Here is a 22,295-nt window from a genome sequence, read left to right on the forward strand (position 1 = left end):
CATGTTCCTGTGACGGCTCACCTTGTTCAACGCCTCAACCAGCAGAGTGGCTGACAAAACGTGGCAAGCAGTCGTCAGGTGCGTACAGACGGCGCGGAGGAACCGGTGTGCGTGCAAGTACATGCAGGTTCCGAGCACCGGCAGCGCCCGCCCGGCCACTGCACCATCGTTTTGATCCCGCTCTTGCGTTTGCGGCCCCCGCTCCCTAATTGGCCTTCTCCATGTTGAAGTGGCTCATCATCGCGCTGTTCATCGCATCGGCGCTGTACATCCATTACCGCGGTCGCGTGCGGCACCGGCTCAGCCGGCAGTTGCTGGACCATTCCACCTTCATGGCACCGATCAACACGCTGATGTATCTGTGTTCGCGGGTGCCGACCACCCCATTCATCGATCCCGGCAAGGAATTTCCGGAACTGGCCCCGTTGCGCGCCAACTGGTCGCTGATCCGCGACGAAGCGGTGGCCCTGCAGCAGATGCAGAAGATCCGCGCGGCCGACGGCTACACCGACATCGGCTTCAACTCGTTTTTTCGCCGTGGCTGGAAGCGCTTCTATCTGAAGTGGTACGGCACCGCGCACCCGTCGGCGTCTGAACTGTGCCCGCAGACCACCGCCTTGCTGAAGTCCATCCCCACGGTGAAAGCGGCGATGTTCGCCGAGTTGCCGCCGGGCAGCGAACTGCGCCCGCACCGCGATCCGTTCGCCGGGTCCATGCGTCTGCATCTGGGCCTGGCCACGCCCAACGACGACCGCTGCTTCATCGACGTCGACGGCCAGCGTCACAGCTGGCGCGATGGTGAATGGACGATGTTCGACGAAACCTACATCCACTACGCGCGCAACGATACCGATCAGGACCGCATCATCCTGTTCTGCGATATCGAGCGCCCGATGCGCTGGCGCTGGGCGGCGGCGGTGAACCGCTTCGTCGGCCGCAGCCTGCTCTCGGCCGGCGCCTCGCCCAATCAGGAAGGCGACAAGACCGGCGGCATCAACCGCGTGTTCCGCTATTTCTACGCCGGCCGCCTGAAGGCCAAGGCCTTGAAGGAACGCAACAACCCGCTGTACCAGATCCTCAAGTGGGGCATCTTCGTGCTGGTAGTGGTCGGCATCGTGTTGCTGTAATTCCGGACCACCCGCGTAGGAGCGCGCTTGCGCGCGATGAAGCGTTACCGAGAAAGCCTTATCGCGCGCAAGCGCGCTCCTACATAGGGATAGGTCCGGCCGCAATACCGCACCAACCACGTAGGAGCGCACCCGGGCACGACCAGGCATTCCCGGTAGCGCCTCATCGCGCCCAGGTGCGCTCCTACGCAGGTCTAGCCCGTGCCGGCCATGCAATCAGCGCGAGACCTGTGCGATCCATTCCTGCAGGTTGTAGTAGTTGGTGACGCGGGTGATCTTGCCGTCGCGCACATCGAAGAACGCACCACCCGGCAATACGTAGGTCTGCCCGTTGGCCTCCGGCAGGCCCTCGTCGGTGGTGTGGTAGACCCCGTGCACCACGTACTCGGCGCCAACCCGGGTGCCGTCGTCGTTGGCGGTGATCACGATGTCGCGCAACTGCTCGCGGTAACTGTCGTTCATGCGTTGCAGGAAGGCAGCGAATTCCGCCCGGCCGATCTCGCGCGGCCCCTGATTGAGGTCATGCGCCACATCGTCGGCCAGGAACGCCAACATGGCGTCCCACTCGCCGCGGTTGAATGCTTCGTAGTAGGCCTGGACCAGGCCGGTGGCGCGTTGCCGATTGCTCTCGCTCATGCTCGAACCTGCCGCTGGGAAAGCCGCATCATAGAGCGCGTCTTGCACTGCAACGTCATCGCACGCTGCAGACCCGGCATCAGGCGCCCTGCACCACCAGGTCGCGGTGGAAGTAATAGACCTCCTGCAGCAGAAAGCGCCAGCTGGTGTGGAAGCTGCGAAAGCGCGTGCTGGGGGTGGAGGAGGCCAGCGCATCCACCCCCAGCTCCTGGCTCAGCCGCAGCGCGCGCGCCATGTGCAGCGGGTCGCTGACGATGATGGCCCGATGCATGCCGTGGCGCTCCATCAGCGCGCGCGCCTGCTGCAGGTTCTGCCGGGTGGTGCGTGATTCGGTTTCGATCACGATCGCTTCCGGCGGAATGCCGTGACGCAGCGCATAGCGCCGCGCGACCTGCGACTCGGCAAAGCGTGCGCCATTGCCGAAGCCGCCGGTGAACAGCAGCCGCGGCGCATACCCCTGCGCGTACAGATCCAGCGCATGCCGGATGCGTTCTTCGAACACCGGCGAAGGCCGCGCGTCGTAGGCGGCCGCGCCCAGCACGATGATCACATCGGCCGGCGCGGCCTGGTCGCGGTCGCCGATCCACACGATCCAGCCCGCCACGCCCACCAGCCAGATCGCCGCCAGCATGCATAACCGCCAGCCCCAGCCCCACAGGCCGAGCCCGCGCGAGCGCCTGCTCACGCCGCAGCCCATGGCAGCGCGTCCAGATCGATATTGCCGCCGGACAGGATCAGCCCGACCCGGCGCCCGGCAAAGCGCGCCGGCTCGGCCAGCACCGCCGCCAGCGCAATCGCCGAGGACGGCTCCACGACTTGTTTGAGCACCTGCCAGATCAGCCGCATCGCCTGCACCACCGCGGCATCGTCCACAGTGATCACCTGCGCGCCGGCCGCCTGCAACAGCGCGAAATTCGGCGCGCCCAGGGTGCCGCGCAAGCCGTCGCAAATGGTGTCGGGGACAAAATCGACCAGGCGCTCGCCTGCCGCCAGCGAGCGCGCGGTGTCGGCCGCGCCGCTGGGCTCGGCCAGGACCAGTGCGCAACCCGGCGCGGCCTGCAGCGCCAAGGCCGCGCCGGCAGCCAGCCCGCCGCCGCCGACCGGCGCCACCAGCACGTCCAGGCCGCCGCTCTGGTGCAACAGTTCCAGCGTGGCGGTGCCCTGCCCGGCGATCACGGCCGGATCGGTGTAGGGATGGACCAGCGTCGCGCCGCTGCTGGCCTGCACTTCCGCGCACAGCTGCTCGCGCGCGGCGATGGTCGGTGCGCAGCGCCACAGCGTGGCGCCGTGCCGGGAAATATTGGCCAACTTGGCGGCCACCGCACCCTCCGGCACCACTACATGGCAACCGATGCCACGGGTGCGCGCGGCCAGCGCCAAGGCGGCGCCGTGGTTGCCGGACGAATGCGTGACCACGCCACGCGCGGCCAGCTCCTCGGGCAACGACCACACCGCATTGCAGGCGCCACGGAACTTGAACGCACCGCTGCGCTGCAGGTGTTCGGCCTTGAAGAACAGCTGCGCGCCGCAGAGCGCATCCAGGCTGTGCGAAGTCAGCAACGGTGTCGGCGCGCACTGCGGCGCGATGCGCGCAGCGGCTTGCAGGACGTCGGAATGGGCAAGAGAAACCGTCTCGATCATGCCCGCAAGATTAACGTATCCCCCACTCTTCACGGTTGCGCGCACAATTCCCGCGCATGCTGGATCGATGAAAAAGCGCCACATAGCGACACAGTTAAGGACCGATTCAATGCATCGGTTCGAAAGTGGCACCATGGTTGCAGGAGGGCACCATCCATGAAATTCCGTCTGATCTTCGTCGCCGGGCTACTGGCTTTGAGCGGCTGCGCGACTTACGACTACACCGGCGGTGGGTCGGGCGGCTATTACCGTGGCGCTCCGGCCGTGCAGTATCGCTACCCGCCTGGTTACTCGCCGTATTTCTACGGCAATCCGTACGGCAACCCCTATGGCGCCGGTTCGATCGGGTTGTACGACTACCCGGTGTATCCGGTCTATCGCGGCGGTGGCGGCTACTACTACCGGCAGAACGATCGGCGCCCACAATACCGACCGCCGCGCCCGAACGGCTCGTACCACAATGGCCCGCGTCCGAACGGTCCCCGCCCCAATGTCCCACGTCCGCCGCAGCCCAATCGTCCACCGGCAACCGGCGCTCCGCCGTCGCGGCCGCCGGCACGCATCGGTGCGCCGCCACGGGTGATCCGGCAGATTCAGCAGCAGACCGCACCCCGTAATACCCGTTAGCAGATCCCCTGAGTTGCTGACTGCGACGCGGCCCACAAATGGATAGATTGGGGGCTTGCGTTCAGCCGGCACTTGGTTGCAAGCTAGGTGCTCTGTGTGACCCGCCACGTCATTTTTTGACCTGACTCGCCGCACTGACTGCCTTATGTCGATGTCCGACAGGGAAATCTGGATCCCCCCTGTTCCGGCCCTGTCGGATATCGGCGCCTTCAACGCATAAAGCCCCGGCACGCCGGGGCTTTATGCGTTTGTCCTTGCTTAACCTGGCAGCGCCTGACCGCATCAGCTTGGCAGAGCGCATCGGCAGCGGCGCCAACCGCAGAAAAAAATAAGGGTCGGCAGTCCCCCGACTACCGACCCTTACGCTACCCCATCGCACGCGCGGCTGGCCCCTGTTCCAATTCCAGCCTTGCGCCCATGTCGCAATGCCACGACGGGTGCATTAGGGATATCCGCACGGAACATGCCAACTTGAGTGCCACTGTTCGAAAATGTGATTCACGTCACATTTTTATCGATTGAGTGACCTCAAGCGCCCTTCAGCCGATAATTCCGCGGCCGCTTGTCTTCCTTCCGCTTCCCAGTCCACGCCATGTCCGACTCCTTTTATCGCTACGACGTCATCGTGATCGGCGGCGGCCATGCCGGCACCGAGGCCGCGCTGGCTGCCGCGCGCGCCGGTGCCCGCACCTTGCTGCTCACCCACAACATCGAGACGGTGGGCGCGATGAGCTGCAACCCGGCCATCGGCGGGATCGGCAAGGGCCATCTGGTCAAGGAGATCGACGCGCTGGGCGGGGCGATGGCACGCGCGGCGGATCTGGCCGGCATCCAGTGGCGCACGCTCAATGCCTCCAAGGGACCGGCGGTACGCGCCACCCGCTGCCAGGCCGACCGCACCCTCTACCGCAACGCGATCCGCTGCATCGTCGAGGCACAGCCCAACCTGACCGTGTTCCAGGCGGCGGTAGACGATCTGCTCATCCACAACGGCGCCACCGAAGCCGACAGCGTGCGCGGGGTGATCACCCAGACCGGGCTGCGCTTCGAAGCGCCGGCAGTGGTGCTCACGGCCGGTACCTTCCTGGCCGGCAAGATCCATGTCGGCGAAACCCAGTACGCGGCCGGGCGCATGGGCGACCCGCCGGCCACCACACTGGCCGCGCGCCTGCGCGAGCGGCCGTTTTCGATCGACCGGCTCAAGACCGGCACCCCGCCGCGCATCGACGGGCGCACGCTCGACTACGGCGTCATGCAGGAACAGCCGGGCGACGATCCGTTGCCGGTGATGTCATTCATGGGCCAGCGCAGCGATCACCCGCGCCAGGTCAGCTGCTGGATCACTCACACCACCGAACAGACCCACGCCATCATCCGCAGCGCGTTGCATCGCTCGCCGCTGTATTCGGGGCAGATCGAAGGCATCGGCCCGCGTTACTGCCCGTCGATCGAAGACAAGGTGGTGCGCTTCGCCGAGAAGACCAGCCACCAGATCTTCGTCGAGCCCGAAGGCCTGGAGGTCACCGAGATCTATCCCAACGGCATCTCCACTTCGCTGCCGTTCGATGTGCAGCTGGCGCTGGTGCGCTCGATCCATGGGTTTGCGCAGGCGCATATCACCCGCCCCGGCTACGCGATTGAATACGACTTCTTCGACCCGCGCGGGCTCAAGGCCTCGCTGGAAACCAAGGCGGTAGGCGGGCTGTTCTTCGCCGGGCAGATCAATGGCACCACCGGTTATGAAGAGGCCGCCGCACAGGGGTTGCTGGCCGGCCTCAATGCCGCGCGTCATGTGCAGGCCTTGCCGGCGTGGTCGCCGCGTCGCGATGAGGCGTACCTGGGCGTGCTGGTGGACGATCTGATCACCCACGGCACCACCGAGCCGTATCGCATGTTCACCAGCCGCGCCGAATACCGGCTGCAGCTGCGCGAAGACAATGCCGACGCGCGTCTGACCGGTGTGGGCCGTGCGATGGGCCTGGTCGAGGATGCGCGCTGGGCGCGCTTTTCGGCCAAGCAGGAAGCGGTGCAGCGCGAAAGCGCGCGCTTGTCCGCGCTATGGGCGACCCCGGGCAATGCGCTGGGCCGCGAAGTAGCCCAGACCCTGGGCGTGGCGGTGAGCCGCGAGACCAACGTCCTGGATCTGATCAAGCGCCCCGAACTCAATTACGCCGCGCTGATGCGCGTGCCGACGCTGGGGCCGGGCGTGGAGGATGCGCAGGTGGCCGAGCAGGTGGAGATCAGCGTCAAGTACGCCGGTTACCTGGACCGCCAACGCGACGACATCGCGCGTCAGCAACGCCACGAAACCACGCCGATTCCGGAAGGGTTCGATTATGCCGGCGTGCGTGGCCTGTCGATCGAAGTGCAACAGAAACTCGAACGCGTGCGCCCGCAAAGTATCGGCCAGGCCCAGCGTATTGCCGGCATGACGCCGGCGGCGATCTCGCTGCTGCTGGTGCATCTGGAACGCGCGCGGCGTAGCCAGGTGGCGTAAGGGGCTTGTGGTCAGTTAATCGATTACGTCGCCGCCCGGCAAGCATGTCGTCCGACGGATTCCACGATGACGTCGGTCATCCATCGCGCTGCCACTCGGTCGCCAGCGAAGCGCTCGCGTACAGCTAGATCAATCAACCAGCCGTCGCTGGTCCCACAACCACCGACAACAGTCGGTGATGACTGCGCGCGTGCCGGCGTGGGACCTTATGCGGCAGGGACGCCGCATAAGCGCCTACAGGGACGTACTTGCGGCGTGTCCCACGCCGGTACGCGTGCAAGCACCCTCGGTGGACAAATGCGCGAAACGTTGCCAACAGATGTCAGCATGCGATGCCATGTCGCCACGTGCGAAGCCACCGGTACGCGCAGGCTTGCCGCTCGTCCGACGGACTCTAGCGGCACAGGGGAAGTTGCTATGCTCGATCAACTATGACGACTTTCTAATCCATGAACAGATCGAGTGCGATGTTGAAGGCAACTGTGCGCAGTGCCTGTCTGCTTTCAGTGCTGATGCTTGCGAACATCGCGCCGGCGATGGCCACTACCGAAGAAGATGGCCGTTACTGGTTAAGTGTGTATGCCCAGGGCAAGTTGCCGGTCGAAAATCTGTACTGGAGCATGGATATCCATCCGCGCTGGCGCGAGGAAGGCGAGCAGTTCGACCAACTGATCCTGCGCCCCGCCGTGTTTTACCGGCTCAATCCCAAAGCCAGTGTCTGGATGGGCTACGACACCATTATCAGCCACCCGGCCGGGCAATCCTCCAACCGCGAAAATCGCTGGTGGGGGCAGTTTCAATATCAGTTCGATCCGATTGCCAATATCACCATTACCAGTCGCACACGTCTGGAGCAACGCCACCGCGAAGGCTTCAGCGATGAAGGTTACCGGGTGCGCCAGATGATCCGGGCCGTGCGCCCCAGTGCGTTGTCGCCGCAATTGTCGTGGGTGGCGTTCAACGAACTGTTCGTCAATCTCGATCAGACCGAGTGGGGGGCGCGACGCGGTCTCGATCAAAACCGCGTATTCGTTGGCATTAACTGGAAGTTCAACGCCATCTCCAATGTCGATGTCGGGTATCTGAATCAGTTCGTCAACACACCTGCAGTGGACCGCGAAAACCACGTGCTGATGACCACCTTCCGCTTCAATTTCTAGTCACTCGCCCACCGCCCGATGGCGGGCAGCAAACGCTGGCGCAGCACCAGTGCCGCCAGCGCCAAGGTCTCATCGGCGGCGCGCAGTACGCCGCCCATGTTGATGAAACCGTGGATCATGCCGGGAAAGCTGTGCAAGGTGACTTCCACGCCGGCAGCACGCAGCCGCTCGGCATAGGCGCGTCCTTCGTCGCAAAGCATGTCGCGATCGCCCACCACGATCAGTGCGGGCGCAACGCCGGCCACATCCGGCACCAGCATCGGCGAGACGCGCCAGTCCTGTGCAATGGCAGGGTCGGGCAACAGATGTCGATTGAAAAAACGCACCGCATCTGCAGTGAGCGGCTGCAGGCCGGCATTGTGCGATCGCGACGGGTACACGCCCGTGTCCTCGCGTGCATCGGTGAGCGGATACACCAACACCTGGCAGCGCAGCGCGATCCCGGTGTCGCGCGCGGCCAGCGCTGCAACTGCGGCCATGGCGCCGCCGATGCTGTCGCCGGCTATGGCCAGGCGCTGCACATCGGCACCAACCGCATCGGGCTGGGCCACCAGCCACTGCAGGGTGGCAATCACGTCTTCCACGCCGGCCGGTGCGGGGTGTTCCGGCGCCAGACGATAGTCGACCGCCAGCAGCTGACAGCCGGCACGCGCGGCCAGTTGCCGGCAGACGTCGTCATGGGAGTCCAGATCGCCCACCACACCACCGCCGCCGTGCACGAACAGGCAGGTCGGGGCGGGGCCGGGGGCAAGATCGGATGGGCGATACACCCGCAACGGCACCGGGCCGGCAGCGGTGTCGGCACGCAGATCGCGCACCTGCGCCATCTCCACGCGCGGGAAGCCGAGCTGCGCGCCGAGCGCGCGCATCATCGCGCGCGCACCTTCGATCGGCAGGGTGTCCATGGCCGGTTGACCGGATTGTTGAAGCTGGGCAAACAGGCGCACGACATCAGGATCAAACGACATGACAGACCCTCCAGGAGACGAGGAGCGAGCCTGCCAGATACTTATGATCAATCACCATTAAATTGCATAAATAATTTCAATGGCATTGCCTGATGCACGCCGCAGCGCTGCAAAACCCTTGGCTGGCCTTGCATGGGGCGGCAAGGGCGGTACCCGGCGGGCTGTGCAACAGTTGCGCAGTCAGCGTCAGTTGGTTTTTTTGCTGCGCCGCATCGCGTCTGCACGCGCTGGCATCGATGCGCTCAGCGCGCACCGATACGTTGCCCATGAACAGTGCACGCTGGCAGCGCGCCATGTGCGCCGTTGCCAGTGTCGCGCCGCGTAGGGCGCGACAGCCGCTGGCTAATCTTCGTCTTCCGCAGCTGCCTCGCGGCCTTGCTGGCGAATGAGATTTTCCTGGCGTGCGTCTTCGATCGAGGCACGGATGGCGCGTACGTCGGCGCGGTGGGTGTCGAACTTGAAGCGTCCGGTCAGCACGCTGTCCGGGCGCAGCTCGCCCTTTTCGAACAGCGCCCACATCTCTTCGCCGTAGTAGGTTTCCAGCAACTCCGGCGCGAAGCGGCCGAGGCAATCGCGCAGGTTGTGCACGTCGCGCAGCAGCATGTCGCGCGCGGCATTGTTGCCGGCGGCGCTGACCACCTGGGGGAAGTCGATCAACACCGGGCCCTCGGGCGAGACCAGCACGTTGTATTCGGACAGATCGCCGTGCACCAGGCCCAGCGACAGCATCTTGACCACATCGCCGATCAGGCTGGTGTGGAACACGCGCGCCTGCTCCGGTTCCAGCTCCACTTCGCCCAGCCGCGGTGCGCTGTGGCCGGCTTCGTCGGTGACCAGATCCATCAGCAGCACGCCGTGGAAATAGCCGCGCGGCTTGGGCACATGCACGCTGGCATCCATCAGCTGGTAGAGCACCTCGGCTTCGGTGTTCTTCCACGCGGTCTCGGCTTCGCGCCGGCCGAACTTGGTGGCCTTGCCCATCGCGCGCGCCTGGCGGCTGCCGCGCACCTTGCGGCCTTCCTGGTATTGCACGCGCGCCTGGAAGCTGCGCTGCGCCATGTCCTTGTAGACCTTCGCGCACAGGATGTCGGCGCCCGTGCTGACCACATAGACGGATGCTTCCTTGCCGCTCTTCAGTGGTCGCAACACTTCGTCGATGATGCCGTCGTCGATCAGCGGTTGCAGGCCCTTGGGGGTTTTCATGGACTAAGAGGACCGATCCGGAACAAACCAGCGGCGATTATGCGGCAAGCAGGGTGAAGCGATTACATGTCCAGGCACAAGCTGCGACCGGGGGCATGCATCGGCGTGAGCGCTTACCATGCGCAAACCTGTCCAGCCTGCGACCCAATGCCCGAGCCCGCCCCCAGCCGACGCAAACGCCCCACCGCCGTGCCCGCAGTCGGGAGCGAACGCGGCCTGCCGCACGAGTTGATGCAGCAGATCGCCGCTGCCCAGGGCGACCCGGACTTCATGACCTCGCTGGGACGCGGGCTGGTGGTACTCAGCGTGTTCGCCCAGCACGCGCGCGAGGTGACGATGTCGCAGATCAGCCTGGAGACCGGCATCTCGCGCGCAGCGGTGCGGCGGGTGCTGCATACGCTGGCCAAGCTGGGCTATGTCGGCGAGCAGGGCCGCGGCTATGTGCTGCTGCCGCGCGTGCTGGGGATTGGCGGTGCGTATGCGGCCTCTTCATCGATGACCGCGGCAGCGCAGCCGGTGCTGGATGGCTTGCGTGACCAGCTGCACGAATCCTGCTCGCTGGGCGTGCTGGACGGCGACGACCTGTTGTACGTGGCGCGCGCCGAGACGGTGCGCATCATGTCGATCGGGCTGCGCCCGGGCACGCGTCTGCCGGCCTACTGCACCTCGATGGGCAGGGTGCTGCTGGCCGCCCTGCCCGGCGACACCTTGCAGGCGTATCTGGAACGCACCACGCTGCGCCCGCGCACCGACCGCACCGTGACCCAGGCCTCTGCACTGCTGGAGCTGCTGGCACGTACGCGCCGCGAAGGCATGTGCCTGACCGACCAGGAACTGGAAATCGGCCTGCGCTCGATCGCGGTACCGGTGCGTAACCTGCGTGGCGAGGTGATCGCCGCGCTCAACATCGGCGCCCAGGCCGGGCGCGTGAGCCTGCAGACGATGCAGACGCAGCTGCTGGAACCGCTGAAGCAGGCGGCGCAGCGGTTGGGGGCGTTGTTGAGTTAGGGCTTGTCGAACACGCTCAACGCGGCCGGCGCAGAAAGCCGACCACTGCATCCACCCAGGCGGCATGCGTGTCTTCGACATGCGCCACATGGTCGGCGTACGGCAGCGTGACCCAGCTGCGATCTTCGCTGCGCAGGCGTGCGTACAGGTGGGCATTGTCCGGCTGGGTCGCGATGGGATCGTCGACGCCCCGCAGCAGCAGCACCGGCAGCGTTGCCACCTGCTCGGGCTGGAAGGCGAACTGTTCCATCGCGCGCCAGTCGGTGCGCACCGGGTCGGCCGACACCGCCTGCGCAGCGTAGGCCGCACGCACGCCGGAGGGCGCGGCATTGGCGGTGATGAAATCCTCGCCGGCTGCTTCGACCGTGGTGCGTGCGCGCAATGGCTGGGCTGGCGTTGGTGTGGCATCGGGAGCCGCATCGACATCGTCCGGAAAACCGTACAACACCAGCGCAGACAGCGCCTGCGGGTGTTGCTGGCCGATCAGCAGCGCCACCCGCGCGCCGTTGGAATAACCGAGCAGCGCCGGCGGCGGCAAGCGCGCGTGCTTGCGGGCGATCCAGGCCAGCACCTCGCGGACATCGGCCACCGCGCGCGTGGGCGTGTTCCAGCCACTGCCATCGCGCGCACTGCCGCCATAGCCGCGCAGGTCCACCGCGTAGGCGGCATACCCGGCCTGCGCCAAGGCCGCGAGCACCGAGCGCGAATCGCGCGCTTCGCCGGGAACCTGCAGGTCGAAATTGGGCAGCGCACTCCAGGTACGCCCATGCACCAACAGAATCGTGCCACGCGGCTGTGCCGGTACGCGCGACCACACCGCCAGCGTCTGGCCATCGTCGGCGCGAACCTGCGACAACTGCGTGCCCGGTCCGGGATGCGGCTGTGCCTGCAGCGCACAGGTGGCGAGCAGCAGCATCAGCAGGCAGACGAAGCGCAACGTCATGAGTCATCTCCGTGAGACGTGATGTCCGATAGCGGCCATCTTGCCTGCGATGCTTGGCGGTGTACGAGTAGTACATGCCGATTCCGGGCACCGACCCTGCCCGCCTGGCGGCTGCGTAATCGTTTTTTGGCCGCTCTTGCTGCTCGCGCCTCGAGCACGGCACAGGTGGTTGCGCTGCCGGCATGCGCAGCGTTTTCCGGTTCGGCTTCACTCGGTCGCTCGGTCGCTTTGTCGCTCGTCAGAGCGTCTGACCCGATGCTAGCGGCTCAGCCTTCGGCGGCCTGTTCTTCGAGAATCGGTTTGGCCAGCGCGAATGCGTGATTGGCCGCCGGCACGCCGCAATAGACCGCCGCCTGCAACAACACCTCCTTGATCTGATCGGGCGTGACGCCGTTGTTGCGCGCCGCGCGCACGTGCAGCTTGAACTCTTCGTCATGGCCCAGCGCCACCATCATCGCCAGCGTCAGCAGCGAGCGGGTATGCGCGGGCAGGCCGTCGCGGGTCCAGATGCTGCCCCAGGCGTAGCGGGTGATCAGTTCCTGAAACTCTTCTGTGAACTCGGTGCGTGCGGCCAGCGAGCGATCGACATGCGCATCGCCAAGAACGCGCCGGCGCTCGTGCAGGCCGGCCTGATAACGCTCGTCTTCGTGCATCGGATCTCTCTTGCTTGGGGAATGGTTGGAGCGGCCGTGCAGCGCAGGCGTGTTGGCAGCTGCTTTAGTCGGCCTGGAGAAAGCGCAATACGGTGTCGTTGAACGCGGCCGGCGATTCCAGATTGCAGATATGCCGGCCGGGCACCCGCGCGTAATGGCCGTGCGGAGCGGCAGAGGCGATCTCGCGCAGATCGGTGGGCGGGCAGACCGGGTCGTCGTCGCCAGCGACTGCGAGCAATGGCAGCGCCAGCGTGTCGAGCGCGCCACGAAAGTCGGCATCTGCCACGGACTGGCAGCAGGCGATATAGCCGTCCGGCGAGGTCGACACGAACGCGGCCACGATCATCTCCAGCCGTTGCGCATGGCTGATGGCAAACGGCGGCGTGAACCAGCGCTGCAAGGTGGCATCGACCAGCACGGCCAGACCTTCGCTGCGCACCTGTGCGATGCGCGCGTTCCAGCTCTCGCTGCTGCCGATCTTCTGCGCCGTGGCGCAGACCACCAGCCGCCGCAGCCGTTGCGGTGCGTGCAGGCCCAGCCACTGCCCGGTGAGGCCGCCGATCGACACGCCGCAGAAGTCGCTCTGATCGATCTGCAACGCATCCCACAGCGCCAGCACGTCCTGGCCCAGGTCGGCGATGCTGTAGGGGCCGGGCGGCGTGTCCGAATCGCCATGGCCGCGGCGGTCGTAGCGCAGGATGCGGTAGTGCGGCGCAAAAGCAGCGATCTGCGTGTCCCACATGTGCAGGTCGGTGCCCAGCGAGTTGCAGAAGGTCAGCCAGGGGCGGCCTTCGGTGCCATCCAGCCGATAGTGCAGGCGATGCGTGGGCAACTGCAGATGGGTCATCGAAGTACCGTCAGCTAACAAGAAGAAGAAGCGGCCAGCACGCGGTCGATCCAGACCGAGGACATGCCGCGCCAGCTGTCCACATCGAACAGCGCCTGCAGTTGCGCATGCGTGAGCACCGCACTGACCAGTGCATCGTCGGCGAGGACCTCGCGCAGATGCCGTTGCTGCGCGTGCGCGCGTGCCACTGCCTGCTCCACCACCGTATGCGCCTGCGCCTTGCCAAGATGCGCTGCGAGCGCGAACACCGCCGCTTCGGCATACAGCACGCCGCTATGGCTCTCCAGATGCGCGCGCATGCGCTCGCGGTCCAGGTCCAGATCGGCCAGGCACAGCTGCATCTGCGCAAGACTTCCGGCAGTGAGGCACACGATCTGCGGCAAGGTCTCCCATTCGGCGTGCCATTGCCCGGCGGCGCGCTCATGCGGCTGCGCCATCGCACTGAACAAGGTCGCCACCAGGCCGGGCACCCGCGTGGCGGCGGCAATCGCGGCGACGCTGGAGACCGGATTGCGTTTGTGCGGCATCGCCGAGGAGCCACCCTTGCCGGCAGCGGCAGGCTCGAACACTTCGCCGACTTCCGATTGCATCAGCAGCACCACATCGCCGCCGATCTTGCCCAAGGTGCCGGCCAACAGGCCGAAGGCGCAGCCGACCTCGACGAGGCGGTCGCGCGCGGTATGCCACGGCAAGGCGGGCAACGGCAGCAACAGCGTCTTTGCCAGCGCTTCGGCGACCTCGAGGCCGCGCTCCTGCAGCGACGCCAACGTGCCGGCGGCGCCACCGAATTGCAGCACCAGGGAATCTTGCTGCAACCCCTGCAGGCGGTGGTGCGCGCGCTGCAGCGCATCCAGCCAGCCGGCGACCTTGAGCCCGAAGGTGACCGGCACCGCCTGCTGCAACAAGGTGCGACCGGGCAGGCCGGTGTTGCGTTCGCGTTCGGCCAGTGCGGCCAGGTCGGCGCACAGGTGTTGCAGACGCGGTAGCAGCAGGTCGAGCGCAGCGCGCAGCTGCAGCACCGTGCCGGTATCGATGACGTCCTGACTGGTGGCACCCCAGTGCACCCAGCGCGCGGCTTGCGCATCGTGTTCGGCCACGCGTGCAGTCAGCGCCTTGACCAATGGAATGGCGGGATTGCCGGCGAGTGCGGTGGCCTGCGCCAACGCAGCCAGATCGTAGTGCTGCACGTCGCAGGCAACGGTAATGGCCTGCGCGGCCTCGGCCGGGATCACACCGCATTGCGCCTGCGCGCGGGCAAGCGCGGATTCGAACGCCAGCATCGCCTGCACACGCGCCGCGTCGTCGAACAAGGCGTCGCACACAGGCTCGCCAAACAAGGATCCCAACAAGGAAGACGTCGCAGTCATGCAGGGCCTCTCTTGACGTGCGGGCAGCATGGCACCGATGCGCAGCAGTGCCAACTGGCATGCGCGGTGCGCACGCGCGCGCATCGCAGCATGGGCAAACGCGCAATGATGCTGCGATCAATAATGGAAGAACACCGTTTCCGCATCGCCCTGCATGTGGATGTCCCACACGTAGTTGCCACTACCGCGCGATTGCGCCAGCAGCGTGGCGCGACGCTCGGCCGGCACCAGGGCAAGGATCGGATCGCTGCGCAGTTGCGGATCGTCGGCGAAGTACAGCCGTGTCGACACCCCGCGCAGCAGCCCGCGCATGAACACCAGCACGGTCAGATGCGCGGCCTGCAGCTTGCCGTCGGGCCCGGCGACCTGGCCTGGCTTGATGGTGCTGAAGGAAAATCGCCCCTGCGCGTCGGTCGGCACGCGGCCCCAGCCATCGAAGCTGTGGTCATGCGTTTCAAAGCGGGTGTCGGCGGCATGCGCATAGATGCCGGCCGCATCGGCTTGCCACAGTTCCAGCACCGCGTCGGCCACCGGAGTGCCGGCGCCATCGAAGACACAACCGCTGATCTGCACGTGCGTGCCTATGGCCTGCGCAGATGCGAGCTGGTCGCGATACAGCGGCTCCAGCCCGAGCCGGTAATACGGGCCAACGGTTTGCGACGGGGTGGTGTGCAGGCTCATCGATTCACTCCCAGACCGTTTGCTTGCGACCGCGCAACACGATGTCGAAGCGGTAGGCCAGCGCGTATTCGCTCACCGCGTTTTCCCAGTCGAAACTGGACACCATGCGTTCGCGCGCCAGCGGATCGTCCACGCAGTTGTAGATCGGGTCGTGCGCCAGCAACGGATCGCCGGGGAAGTACATCTGCGTGATCAGCCGCTGTCCGATGCCATCGCCATGCAGCGAAAAATGGATATGCGCCGGCCGCCAGGCGTTGTAGTGATTGCGCCACGGATACGCACCCGGCTTGATGGTCTTGAACGCATAGCGGCCGTGGTCGTCGGTGAGCACCTGGCCAGTACCGCGAAAATTGGGATCCAGCGGCGCATCGTGCCGATCACCGGCGTGCTGATAGCGGCCGGCAGCGTTGCATTGCCACACTTCCACCACGCTGTTGCGCACCGGCTTGCCGTTCTCGTCGAGCACGCGGCCGGAGACGATGATGCGCTCGCCCAATGGCTCGCCGGCAAAGCCGGCAGTGAGATCGGCGGCATGCTCGCCCAGGGTCAGCCGATCCAGTCGCGGCCCGGTGACTTCCGACAGCGTGACCGGGATGTCGATCGGCGCGCGCGTGGGGCCGCGCAAGGCAGTGGATGCATAGGGAAGATGCAGATACGCCGGCTGCGTGCCGATCCGGATACGGCGATAGCCGAGCAGCGGATCGATTGGCGTGTCAGAGCTGGGGTCGCGCATGCGGGATCTCCATCGGTTGGGCTGCGGCGCGGTCGAGAATGCTGGCGTCGACGCTGCAAGCGTCGAGAACGCCATGTGTGTGCGGTAACGGCAGCGGTGGTTGCAACGGGCGCACTACACGCGCTCGATCGCCAGCGCCACGCCCTGCCCCACGCCGATACACATGCTGGCCAGGCCAAGCCGTCCGTTGCTGGCTTCCAGTTGCCGCAGCAAGGTCAACGCCAGCCGCGCGCCGCTCATCCCCAATGGGTGGCCGAGTGCGATGGCGCCGCCGTTGGCGTTGACGTGCGGCGCATCGTCGGCCAGCCCGAACGCGCGCGTGCAGGCCAGTGCCTGCGCGGCGAAGGCTTCGTTGAGTTCGATCGCATCGAACTGCTCGATGGTCAGGCCCAACCGCGCCAGCAAGCGCTGCGTGGCCGGCACCGGGCCGATCCCCATGAAGGCCGGCTCCACGCCCGCCGAGGCGAAGCCGAGCACGCGTGCGCGCGGGGTCAGCCCATGCGTCTGCACCGCCTGCGCGGAGGCCAGCAACAAGGCAGCAGCGCCGTCGTTGAGACCGGATGCATTGCCGGCAGTCACCGTGCCGGGCTGGCGGAAGACCGGCTTGAGCTTGGCCAGCATCTCGGCCGTGGTATTCGGGCGCGGGGGCTCGTCGCGATCGACAGCGGTTGCCTCGCCACCTTTGCGTGGGGCCACGGTCACCGGCGTGATTTCTCCATCGAAGAACCCGGCCGCCTGTGCAGCAGCAACGCGTTGCTGACTGCGCAATGCAAAGGCATCCTGGTCTTGGCGCGCAATGGCATGGCGCTGCGCCACGTTCTCTGCGGTTTCGCCCATCAGCTCCACGCCATAGGCGCCCTGCAGGCGTGGATTGACGAAGCGCCAGCCCATGGTGGTGTCTTCCAGTTGCTGGGTCCGGGCGAAGGCGCTCTCGGCCTTGCCCATCACCCACGGCGCGCGTGACATCGATTCGACCCCGCCGGCAATCGCCAGACCCAGTTCGTCGGCGCGAATGCCGCGCGCCACCGTGCCGATCGCATCCAGCCCGGAACCGCACAGACGATTGAGCGTGCTACCCGGCACCGAAGACGGCAACCCCGCCAGCAACAGACTCATGCGCGCGACATTGCGATTGTCTTCGCCGGCCTGGTTTGCGCAGCCCAGATACACGTCGTCGATCAGCGCCGGTTCCAGTTGCGGATTGCGCGCCATCAATGCGGCGATCGGGACCGCGCCGAGGTCGTCGGCACGCACGCTGGCAAGGGCGCCGCCGTAGCGGCCGATTGGCGTGCGGATGCCATCGATCAGATAGACCTCGCTCATGCCTCGGCTCCCGCAGCCTGCTTGCCATGCGCTGCATCGGTGCGTGCCTGCAGCGCGCGCAGCGCCTGCAATTCCGCAGCGCTCGGTGGCGTGGTCTGCGCCAGATCGGCGGCGAAGCGGATCGGCCAGCCGGTGGCCGCACTCACCTGTTGGCGGGTGCTGCCGGGGTGCAAGGCGGTGACGGTGAGTTCGCGGGTCACGGGATCGGGCTCCATCACGCATAGATCGGTAACCACCACGGTCGGGCCGGCGCCAGGCAGGCCGGCACGCTGGCGCGCATCGCCACCGTCCAGATGCCCGACCGTGGTGATGAAGTCCAGCGTGGGCACGAAACTGCGTGTGGATTGGCGAATGATGATGAACACCTGTTTGGCGCTGGCCGCGATCTCCGGTGCGCCGCCGGCGCCAGGCAGCCGCGTTTTCGGCGCGTCGTAGGGGCCGATCACGGTGGTGTTGAGGTTGGCATGGCGATCGATCTGCGCCGCGCCCAGAAAGCCCACATCGACGCGACCGCCCTGCAGCCAGTAGCGGAAGATTTCCGGCGTGGAGACCACGGTGTCGGCGGTGTCGGCCAGTTCGCCATCGCCGATCGACAGCGGCAGCACGTCCGGGCGCGCGCCGATCGGACCGGATTCGTAGATCAAGGTGACGTCCGGCGCATGTGTCAGCCGCGCCAGGTTGGCGGCAGTGGATGGCAGGCCGATGCCGACGAAGCACACCGCGTTATCGGGCAGACGCCGCGCCGCCGCCACGGTCATCATTTCATTGGTGCTGTAGTCGCTCATGCGGCCACCTGCAGCTGCGAGTGCGCGTACACGCGCTGGAAGGCAGCGAAATCCTCGGTGTCAAGAATATGCGCCTGGATCCATGCCTGGAAGCGCGTGCGGTCGCGTGCGATCGCATCCCAGGCCAGGTAGAAACGATTGTCGCGGGCGTAGTAGCCATGCGCATACGAGGGCGCCGCGCCGCCGGGCACGTGGCAGACCGCATCCACCACCCAGCGCGGCAGGATGCAGGCGTTGGGCGGCGCATCCAGCGTGTCGACAATTTCTTCCACCGTCACGATCACCTTGCGCGCCGCCAATGCGGCCTCTTTCTGCACGCCCAGAATGCCCCATAGCAGCACATTGCCGCGGCGATCGGCCTGTTGCGCATGGATCACGGTGACATCGGGATTGACCGCCGGCGTGGTGGCCAGCGTTTCGCCGGTGTACGGGCATTGCAGGAACTTGATACTGTCGTTGACGCGCGGCAAGTCCGAGCCGACATAGCCGCGCAGCACCGCGAACGGCAGGCCCGAGGCACCGGCCACGTAGGCATTGGCCATGTCGGCATGGCTGTGTTCGCGGATCTGCAGCGGCTGCGGCCAGGCATGTTCGACCGCATCGCGCAGCCGGTGCAGCGAGCCGACGCCGGGATTGCCGCCCCAGGAAAATCGCAATGCCGCCGCGCACCCGGCGCCGATGAGCTGGTCGTAGATCAGATCCGGCGTCATGCGCACCAGGCGCAGGTCGCGCTTGCGCTGGCGGATCACCTCATGGCCGGCGGCGTGCGGGATCAGATGGGTGAAGCCTTCCATCGCCATGCAATCGCCATCGGAGATCAGCTGGGACACCGCTTCTGAGAGGGAGACGATTTGGGCCATTGCAAGGGTCCTGCACAGCGAGCGTGCGGTCACGTTAGGCGCAGCGGCACGGCCCGGTCAATCCGATTATCGGTGTGCATATTCGATAATCGCACAATTTCGCTTGGCGACTGGCGCTCCAACATTGTCTCCGGTGTATACATAACTTCGCTTGCAAGCAGACGCCAGCGCTGGCAAGCGCGTCAACTGGTTGCCAGCCGGCGTACCACTGCCGATCCGCACCCCAGGTTGTATACAAACCCCAGGAGTCACGGTCATGTCCCAGTCCAAGCAGCTGTTTCCCCTCAACGCGTGGTATGCCGTCGCCTGGGACCACGAGATCAAGCACGCGCTGGCCCCGCGCAAGGTCTGCAACCTGGATGTGGTGCTGTATCGCAGCACCGCCGGGGCCGTGATCGCACTCGAAGACGCGTGCTGGCATCGCCTGGTGCCGCTGTCGATGGGCAAGCTGCGCGGCGACGATGTGGTCTGCGGTTATCACGGGCTGGTCTACAACACGCAAGGCCGCTGCGTGCACATGCCTTCGCAGGAAACCATCAATCCGTCCGCCTGCGTGCGCAGTTTCCCGGTGGCCGAGAAGCATCGCTATGTGTGGATCTGGCCGGGCGATCCGGCCCAGGCCGACACCCGCCTGATTCCCGATCTGCATTGGGCGCACGACCCGGCCTGGGCCGGCGACGGCCGCACCATCTACGCCAAGTGCGACTACCGGCTGGTGCTGGACAACCTGATGGACCTGACCCACGAGACCTTCGTGCATGGCTCCAGCATCGGCCAGGACGAGATCGCCGAAGCCCCGTTCGAGGTGATGCACGGCGACCGCTCGGTGGTGGTGTCGCGCTGGATGCGCAACATCGACGCGCCACCGTTCTGGGCCAGCCAGATCGCGCGCCATCTGGATTACCACGGCAAGGTCGATCGCTGGCAGATCATCCGTTTCGAAGCGCCCGGCACCATCGCCATCGATGTCGGTGTGGCCATCGCCGGCACCGGTGCGCCGGAAGGCGACCGCAGCCAGGGCGTCAACGGCTACGTGCTCAATACCATCACGCCCGAAACCGACACCACCTGCCACTACTTCTGGGCGTTCATGCGCAACTACGCGCTGCACGATCAGTCCTTGACCACGCTGACCCGTGCAGGCGTCACCGGCGTGTTCGGCGAAGACGAGGCGGTGCTGGAAGCGCAACAGCGCGCCATCGACGCGCATCCGGATCACACCTTCTACAACCTCAACGTCGATGCCGGCGGCATGTGGGCGCGCCGCGTGATCGACCGGCTGATCGCACAGGAACAGCGCGCGCAGGAATTGTCGCTGCGCATGGTGGGCTAAAGCACCGCGACGGAGGTTCGCATGTCACCGACCACCCCGTTTCGCAGCAGTGCCGCGCAGACCACGCGCGCGCTGCTGTCGCTACGCGAACTGATCCTCGACGGCACCCTGCCGGCCGGCGCGCGGCTATCCGAGCTGGCGGTGGTGCAGCGGCTGGGCATGTCGCGCACGCCGGTGCGCGCCGCGTTACAGCGGCTGTGCGAAGAAGGCCTGGCCAGCGCACTGCCGGGCGGCGGCTACGCGGTGCAGGCCTTCAGCGAACGCGATGTGCACGATGCGATCGAACTGCGCGGCACACTCGAAGGCCTGGCCGCGCGCATGGCCGCCGAACGCGGGGCATCCGCCGCGTCGCTGGCTCAGGCTCGCCAGTTGCTGGACACGCTCGACAACATCGTCGGCTCGCCGCTGCACGCCATCGACTTCACCGCTTACGTGCAGGCCAACGCGCAGTTCCATGCGTTGCTGGTGGCCATGGCCGGCAGCGATGTGCTGGGCCGCGAACTCACCCGTGTGCTGCAGTTGCCGTTCGCCTCGCCCAACAGCCTGGTCATGGCGCAGACCACCAGCGCCGAAGCACAACTGATTCTGACGCTGGCGCAAGACCAGCATCGCGAAGTCATCGCTGCCATCGAATACCGCCAGGGCGCGCGTGCCGAAGCACTGATGCGCGAACACGCACGGCTTGCGCATCGCAATCTGCGTCACGTGCTGCAAACCCCGGCGGCGATCACCCAGGTGCGCGGTGGCGCCTTGATCGGCCGCGCCCATCCGTCCAACGCTGGCAACAGCCAGCACACCCTTCTGCCCGGAGTTCCCCATGCGTAAAGACACCCAGTGGCACCGCGCCCATGTCGTCAGCATTGCCGATGCCTGCGAGGGCGTGCGCGAGATCGTGCTCGATCCCGGCACTGCGGCGCGCCCGTTCGAGGTGGGCAGTCATCTGGATTTTCGCGTGCAATTGCATGGCCGTGCCGATGTGCGTTCGTACTCGCTGGTGGGCGAACCGCGCTCCGATGGCTATTACCAGATCGCGGTACGGCAGATGCCCGACAGCCGCGGCGGCTCGCGGCATATGTGGACCCTGCAACCCGGCGATGTGGTGGAGATCTCGCCGCCCAGCAACAACTTTGCGCTGGATGAGAGCGGCGAGGAAATCCTGCTGATCGCCGGGGGGATCGGCATCACCCCGATCATCGGCATGGCGCAGCGGCTGTCACGTCGTCACCGCTCTTTTCGCCTGCTGTACGTCGGTCGCTCGCGTGCCGCGATGGCGTATGCGGACGAGTTGGAAACCTTGCTCGGCGAGCGCCTGCAGCTGCATTGCGACGACACCGCTGGGCAGCCGGATCTTGCCGCCGAATTGGCGCGCCTGTCGCCCAATGCCGAGGTGTATGTGTGCGGGCCGCTGGGCATGCTCGAAGCGGTGCGCCAGCACTGGCACGCCGCCGGGCGTTCGCGTGCGCGGCTGCATTTCGAAACCTTCGGCAATAGCGGGCGGGTGCCGGCGCAGGCCTTCGTGGTCAAGCTGCCCGGGCTCGGGCTGGAAGTGCCGGTGGCGGAAAACGAATCGATGCTGGATGCCCTGGCCGATGCCGGGGTGGAGCTGATCGCCGAATGCCGTCGTGGCGAATGCGGGCTGTGCGCGGTGGAGGTGCTGGACAGCGCGGCCGATATCGACCACCGCGATGTGTTCTTCAGCGACGAACAACGCCGCGAGAACCGCAAACTGTGCGCCTGCGTCTCGCGCGCGGTCGGTGGCAGCATCAGTATCGATACAGGGTATCGCGGCGAGCTGGGCTGAGAGCGCAGCAACTGCCGCGCCAACCATCAGCCATCCGCGGCAGGCGCTCGCTGCGGTTTCTGCGCGCGCCATCCACGCCCACCTGACGACTGCTCGCTACGG

General features: G+C 66.2%; 22 protein-coding genes and 1 other RNA gene. 8 read left to right on the forward strand and 15 right to left on the reverse strand.

What is annotated here, in order from left to right; all coding sequences use genetic code 11:
• Positions 1-48: 48 nt before the first annotated feature.
• Positions 49-123: non-coding RNA, sX9 sRNA (locus tag NYR97_RS05925), on the reverse strand.
• Positions 124-221: 98 nt separating this feature from the next.
• On the opposite strand from NYR97_RS05925, the gene lpxO reads away from it, so the two are divergent.
• On the forward strand, positions 222-1,127 hold the full coding sequence (gene lpxO, locus NYR97_RS05930) for a lipid A hydroxylase LpxO (RefSeq protein ID WP_210762770.1): 906 nt from the start codon (positions 222-224) through the stop codon (positions 1,125-1,127).
• A 216-nt stretch (positions 1,128-1,343) separates the two neighbouring features.
• On the opposite strand, the gene NYR97_RS05935 is transcribed toward lpxO, so the two are convergent.
• The 3 genes from NYR97_RS05935 to NYR97_RS05945 form a co-directional block, all read right to left on the reverse strand.
• Positions 1,344-1,763: a nuclear transport factor 2 family protein gene (locus tag NYR97_RS05935; RefSeq protein WP_006451967.1), complete on the reverse strand. Its 420-nt coding sequence runs from the start codon at positions 1,761-1,763 to the stop codon at positions 1,344-1,346.
• Between the two features lie 79 nt (positions 1,764-1,842).
• A complete protein-coding gene (locus NYR97_RS05940) occupies positions 1,843-2,460 on the reverse strand; it encodes a YdcF family protein (RefSeq protein ID WP_205393429.1) in 618 nt (205 codons plus the stop codon).
• The gene (locus NYR97_RS05945) at positions 2,445-3,404 is read right to left on the reverse strand and encodes a pyridoxal-phosphate dependent enzyme (protein WP_205393428.1); all 960 of its coding nucleotides are present in this window, start codon (positions 3,402-3,404) and stop codon (positions 2,445-2,447) included. Before NYR97_RS05945 ends, NYR97_RS05940 begins: the two co-directional genes overlap by 16 nt.
• Positions 3,405-3,560: 156 nt before the next feature.
• Between NYR97_RS05945 and NYR97_RS05950 the strand changes: the two genes are divergently transcribed.
• The 3 genes from NYR97_RS05950 (at position 3,561) to NYR97_RS05960 (ending at position 7,688) form a co-directional block, all read left to right on the forward strand.
• Positions 3,561-4,031 carry a hypothetical protein gene (locus NYR97_RS05950; protein ID WP_316697071.1) on the forward strand — a complete coding sequence of 157 codons (471 nt, stop codon included), beginning with the start codon at positions 3,561-3,563 and terminating at the stop codon, positions 4,029-4,031.
• A gap of 592 nt (positions 4,032-4,623) precedes the next feature.
• The gene (gene mnmG / locus NYR97_RS05955; RefSeq protein ID WP_316697072.1) at positions 4,624-6,528 is read left to right on the forward strand and encodes a tRNA uridine-5-carboxymethylaminomethyl(34) synthesis enzyme MnmG; all 1,905 of its coding nucleotides are present in this window, start codon (positions 4,624-4,626) and stop codon (positions 6,526-6,528) included.
• A 449-nt stretch (positions 6,529-6,977) separates the two neighbouring features.
• Positions 6,978-7,688, forward strand: coding sequence for a DUF2490 domain-containing protein (locus NYR97_RS05960; RefSeq protein WP_210762768.1), 711 nt, complete (start codon positions 6,978-6,980; stop codon positions 7,686-7,688).
• On the opposite strand, the gene NYR97_RS05965 is transcribed toward NYR97_RS05960, so the two are convergent.
• Both NYR97_RS05965 and NYR97_RS05970 read right to left on the reverse strand, forming a co-directional pair.
• The gene (locus NYR97_RS05965) at positions 7,685-8,656 is read right to left on the reverse strand and encodes an alpha/beta hydrolase (protein WP_316697073.1); all 972 of its coding nucleotides are present in this window, start codon (positions 8,654-8,656) and stop codon (positions 7,685-7,687) included. The genes NYR97_RS05960 and NYR97_RS05965 overlap by 4 nt on opposite strands.
• Positions 8,657-8,998: 342 nt before the next feature.
• A complete protein-coding gene (locus NYR97_RS05970; RefSeq protein ID WP_006451961.1) occupies positions 8,999-9,859 on the reverse strand; it encodes a PA4780 family RIO1-like protein kinase in 861 nt (286 codons plus the stop codon).
• A gap of 147 nt (positions 9,860-10,006) precedes the next feature.
• Between NYR97_RS05970 and NYR97_RS05975 the strand changes: the two genes are divergently transcribed.
• Positions 10,007-10,867, forward strand: a complete 861-nt coding sequence (locus NYR97_RS05975) for an IclR family transcriptional regulator domain-containing protein (protein ID WP_210762765.1) — start codon at positions 10,007-10,009, stop codon at positions 10,865-10,867.
• 16 nt (positions 10,868-10,883) lie between these two features.
• Here the strand turns inward: NYR97_RS05975 and NYR97_RS05980 are convergent, their stop codons facing one another.
• The 9 genes from NYR97_RS05980 to NYR97_RS06020 form a co-directional block, all read right to left on the reverse strand.
• On the reverse strand, positions 10,884-11,810 hold the full coding sequence (locus NYR97_RS05980; protein ID WP_316697074.1) for an alpha/beta hydrolase: 927 nt from the start codon (positions 11,808-11,810) through the stop codon (positions 10,884-10,886).
• A 266-nt stretch (positions 11,811-12,076) separates the two neighbouring features.
• The gene (gene pcaC, locus NYR97_RS05985) at positions 12,077-12,463 is read right to left on the reverse strand and encodes a 4-carboxymuconolactone decarboxylase (RefSeq protein WP_006449044.1); all 387 of its coding nucleotides are present in this window, start codon (positions 12,461-12,463) and stop codon (positions 12,077-12,079) included.
• 64 nt (positions 12,464-12,527) lie between these two features.
• The gene (gene pcaD / locus NYR97_RS05990) at positions 12,528-13,310 is read right to left on the reverse strand and encodes a 3-oxoadipate enol-lactonase (protein WP_316697075.1); all 783 of its coding nucleotides are present in this window, start codon (positions 13,308-13,310) and stop codon (positions 12,528-12,530) included.
• A gap of 14 nt (positions 13,311-13,324) precedes the next feature.
• Positions 13,325-14,677 carry a 3-carboxy-cis,cis-muconate cycloisomerase gene (locus tag NYR97_RS05995; protein ID WP_316697076.1) on the reverse strand — a complete coding sequence of 451 codons (1,353 nt, stop codon included), beginning with the start codon at positions 14,675-14,677 and terminating at the stop codon, positions 13,325-13,327.
• Between the two features lie 117 nt (positions 14,678-14,794).
• Positions 14,795-15,358, reverse strand: coding sequence for a protocatechuate 3,4-dioxygenase subunit alpha (gene pcaG, locus NYR97_RS06000; protein ID WP_316697077.1), 564 nt, complete (start codon positions 15,356-15,358; stop codon positions 14,795-14,797).
• A gap of 4 nt (positions 15,359-15,362) precedes the next feature.
• Entirely contained in the window at positions 15,363-16,091 is a 729-nt protein-coding gene (gene pcaH, locus NYR97_RS06005; RefSeq protein WP_316697078.1) for a protocatechuate 3,4-dioxygenase subunit beta, read from the reverse strand.
• A gap of 114 nt (positions 16,092-16,205) precedes the next feature.
• Positions 16,206-17,414, reverse strand: coding sequence for a 3-oxoadipyl-CoA thiolase (pcaF, locus tag NYR97_RS06010; RefSeq protein WP_316697079.1), 1,209 nt, complete (start codon positions 17,412-17,414; stop codon positions 16,206-16,208).
• Positions 17,411-18,199, reverse strand: coding sequence for a CoA-transferase subunit beta (locus NYR97_RS06015; protein ID WP_316697080.1), 789 nt, complete (start codon positions 18,197-18,199; stop codon positions 17,411-17,413). Before NYR97_RS06015 ends, pcaF begins: the two co-directional genes overlap by 4 nt.
• Complete coding sequence (locus NYR97_RS06020; protein ID WP_316697081.1) at positions 18,196-19,059, reverse strand: CoA transferase subunit A; 864 nt, start codon at positions 19,057-19,059, stop codon at positions 18,196-18,198. The genes NYR97_RS06015 and NYR97_RS06020 overlap by 4 nt, the downstream gene beginning before the upstream one ends.
• 256 nt (positions 19,060-19,315) lie before the next feature.
• On the opposite strand from NYR97_RS06020, the gene NYR97_RS06025 reads away from it, so the two are divergent.
• Genes NYR97_RS06025 through NYR97_RS06035 form a run of 3 tightly spaced genes read left to right on the forward strand, consistent with a single transcriptional unit; the run spans position 19,316 to position 22,193 of the window.
• Positions 19,316-20,392: an aromatic ring-hydroxylating dioxygenase subunit alpha gene (locus NYR97_RS06025; protein ID WP_205393414.1), complete on the forward strand. Its 1,077-nt coding sequence runs from the start codon at positions 19,316-19,318 to the stop codon at positions 20,390-20,392.
• A gap of 21 nt (positions 20,393-20,413) precedes the next feature.
• Entirely contained in the window at positions 20,414-21,217 is an 804-nt protein-coding gene (locus NYR97_RS06030; RefSeq protein WP_316697082.1) for a GntR family transcriptional regulator, read from the forward strand.
• The gene (locus NYR97_RS06035) at positions 21,210-22,193 is read left to right on the forward strand and encodes a PDR/VanB family oxidoreductase (protein WP_210762758.1); all 984 of its coding nucleotides are present in this window, start codon (positions 21,210-21,212) and stop codon (positions 22,191-22,193) included. Before NYR97_RS06030 ends, NYR97_RS06035 begins: the two co-directional genes overlap by 8 nt.
• The last annotated feature ends 102 nt before the right edge of the window (positions 22,194-22,295 follow it).

This window comes from Xanthomonas hydrangeae (assembly GCF_032697525.1).
Taxonomy (GTDB): domain Bacteria; phylum Pseudomonadota; class Gammaproteobacteria; order Xanthomonadales; family Xanthomonadaceae; genus Xanthomonas; species Xanthomonas hydrangeae.

What these genes read in the sequence shown, in the direction of transcription:
- NYR97_RS05935 (WP_006451967.1), bottom strand. Translation starts at nt 1,763, where the DNA reads ATGAGCGAGAGCAATCGGCAACGCGCCACCGGCCTGGTCCAGGCCTAC.
- NYR97_RS05970 (WP_006451961.1), bottom strand. Translation starts at nt 9,859, where the DNA reads ATGAAAACCCCCAAGGGCCTGCAACCGCTGATCGACGACGGCATCATC.
- NYR97_RS06025 (WP_205393414.1), top strand. Translation starts at nt 19,316, where the DNA reads ATGTCCCAGTCCAAGCAGCTGTTTCCCCTCAACGCGTGGTATGCCGTC.
- NYR97_RS06030 (WP_316697082.1), top strand. Translation starts at nt 20,414, where the DNA reads ATGTCACCGACCACCCCGTTTCGCAGCAGTGCCGCGCAGACCACGCGC.
- pcaD (WP_316697075.1), bottom strand. Translation starts at nt 13,310, where the DNA reads ATGACCCATCTGCAGTTGCCCACGCATCGCCTGCACTATCGGCTGGAT.
- mnmG (WP_316697072.1), top strand. Translation starts at nt 4,624, where the DNA reads ATGTCCGACTCCTTTTATCGCTACGACGTCATCGTGATCGGCGGCGGC.
- lpxO (WP_210762770.1), top strand. Translation starts at nt 222, where the DNA reads ATGTTGAAGTGGCTCATCATCGCGCTGTTCATCGCATCGGCGCTGTAC.
- NYR97_RS05945 (WP_205393428.1), bottom strand. Translation starts at nt 3,404, where the DNA reads ATGATCGAGACGGTTTCTCTTGCCCATTCCGACGTCCTGCAAGCCGCT.
- NYR97_RS05950 (WP_316697071.1), top strand. Translation starts at nt 3,561, where the DNA reads ATGAAATTCCGTCTGATCTTCGTCGCCGGGCTACTGGCTTTGAGCGGC.
- NYR97_RS06035 (WP_210762758.1), top strand. Translation starts at nt 21,210, where the DNA reads ATGCGTAAAGACACCCAGTGGCACCGCGCCCATGTCGTCAGCATTGCC.
- NYR97_RS05975 (WP_210762765.1), top strand. Translation starts at nt 10,007, where the DNA reads ATGCCCGAGCCCGCCCCCAGCCGACGCAAACGCCCCACCGCCGTGCCC.
- pcaC (WP_006449044.1), bottom strand. Translation starts at nt 12,463, where the DNA reads ATGCACGAAGACGAGCGTTATCAGGCCGGCCTGCACGAGCGCCGGCGC.
- NYR97_RS05940 (WP_205393429.1), bottom strand. Translation starts at nt 2,460, where the DNA reads ATGGGCTGCGGCGTGAGCAGGCGCTCGCGCGGGCTCGGCCTGTGGGGC.
- NYR97_RS05965 (WP_316697073.1), bottom strand. Translation starts at nt 8,656, where the DNA reads ATGTCGTTTGATCCTGATGTCGTGCGCCTGTTTGCCCAGCTTCAACAA.
- NYR97_RS06020 (WP_316697081.1), bottom strand. Translation starts at nt 19,059, where the DNA reads ATGGCCCAAATCGTCTCCCTCTCAGAAGCGGTGTCCCAGCTGATCTCC.
- pcaF (WP_316697079.1), bottom strand. Translation starts at nt 17,414, where the DNA reads ATGAGCGAGGTCTATCTGATCGATGGCATCCGCACGCCAATCGGCCGC.
- NYR97_RS05980 (WP_316697074.1), bottom strand. Translation starts at nt 11,810, where the DNA reads ATGACGTTGCGCTTCGTCTGCCTGCTGATGCTGCTGCTCGCCACCTGT.
- NYR97_RS06015 (WP_316697080.1), bottom strand. Translation starts at nt 18,199, where the DNA reads ATGAGCGACTACAGCACCAATGAAATGATGACCGTGGCGGCGGCGCGG.
- NYR97_RS05960 (WP_210762768.1), top strand. Translation starts at nt 6,978, where the DNA reads ATGAACAGATCGAGTGCGATGTTGAAGGCAACTGTGCGCAGTGCCTGT.
- pcaG (WP_316697077.1), bottom strand. Translation starts at nt 15,358, where the DNA reads ATGAGCCTGCACACCACCCCGTCGCAAACCGTTGGCCCGTATTACCGG.
- pcaH (WP_316697078.1), bottom strand. Translation starts at nt 16,091, where the DNA reads ATGCGCGACCCCAGCTCTGACACGCCAATCGATCCGCTGCTCGGCTAT.
- NYR97_RS05995 (WP_316697076.1), bottom strand. Translation starts at nt 14,677, where the DNA reads ATGACTGCGACGTCTTCCTTGTTGGGATCCTTGTTTGGCGAGCCTGTG.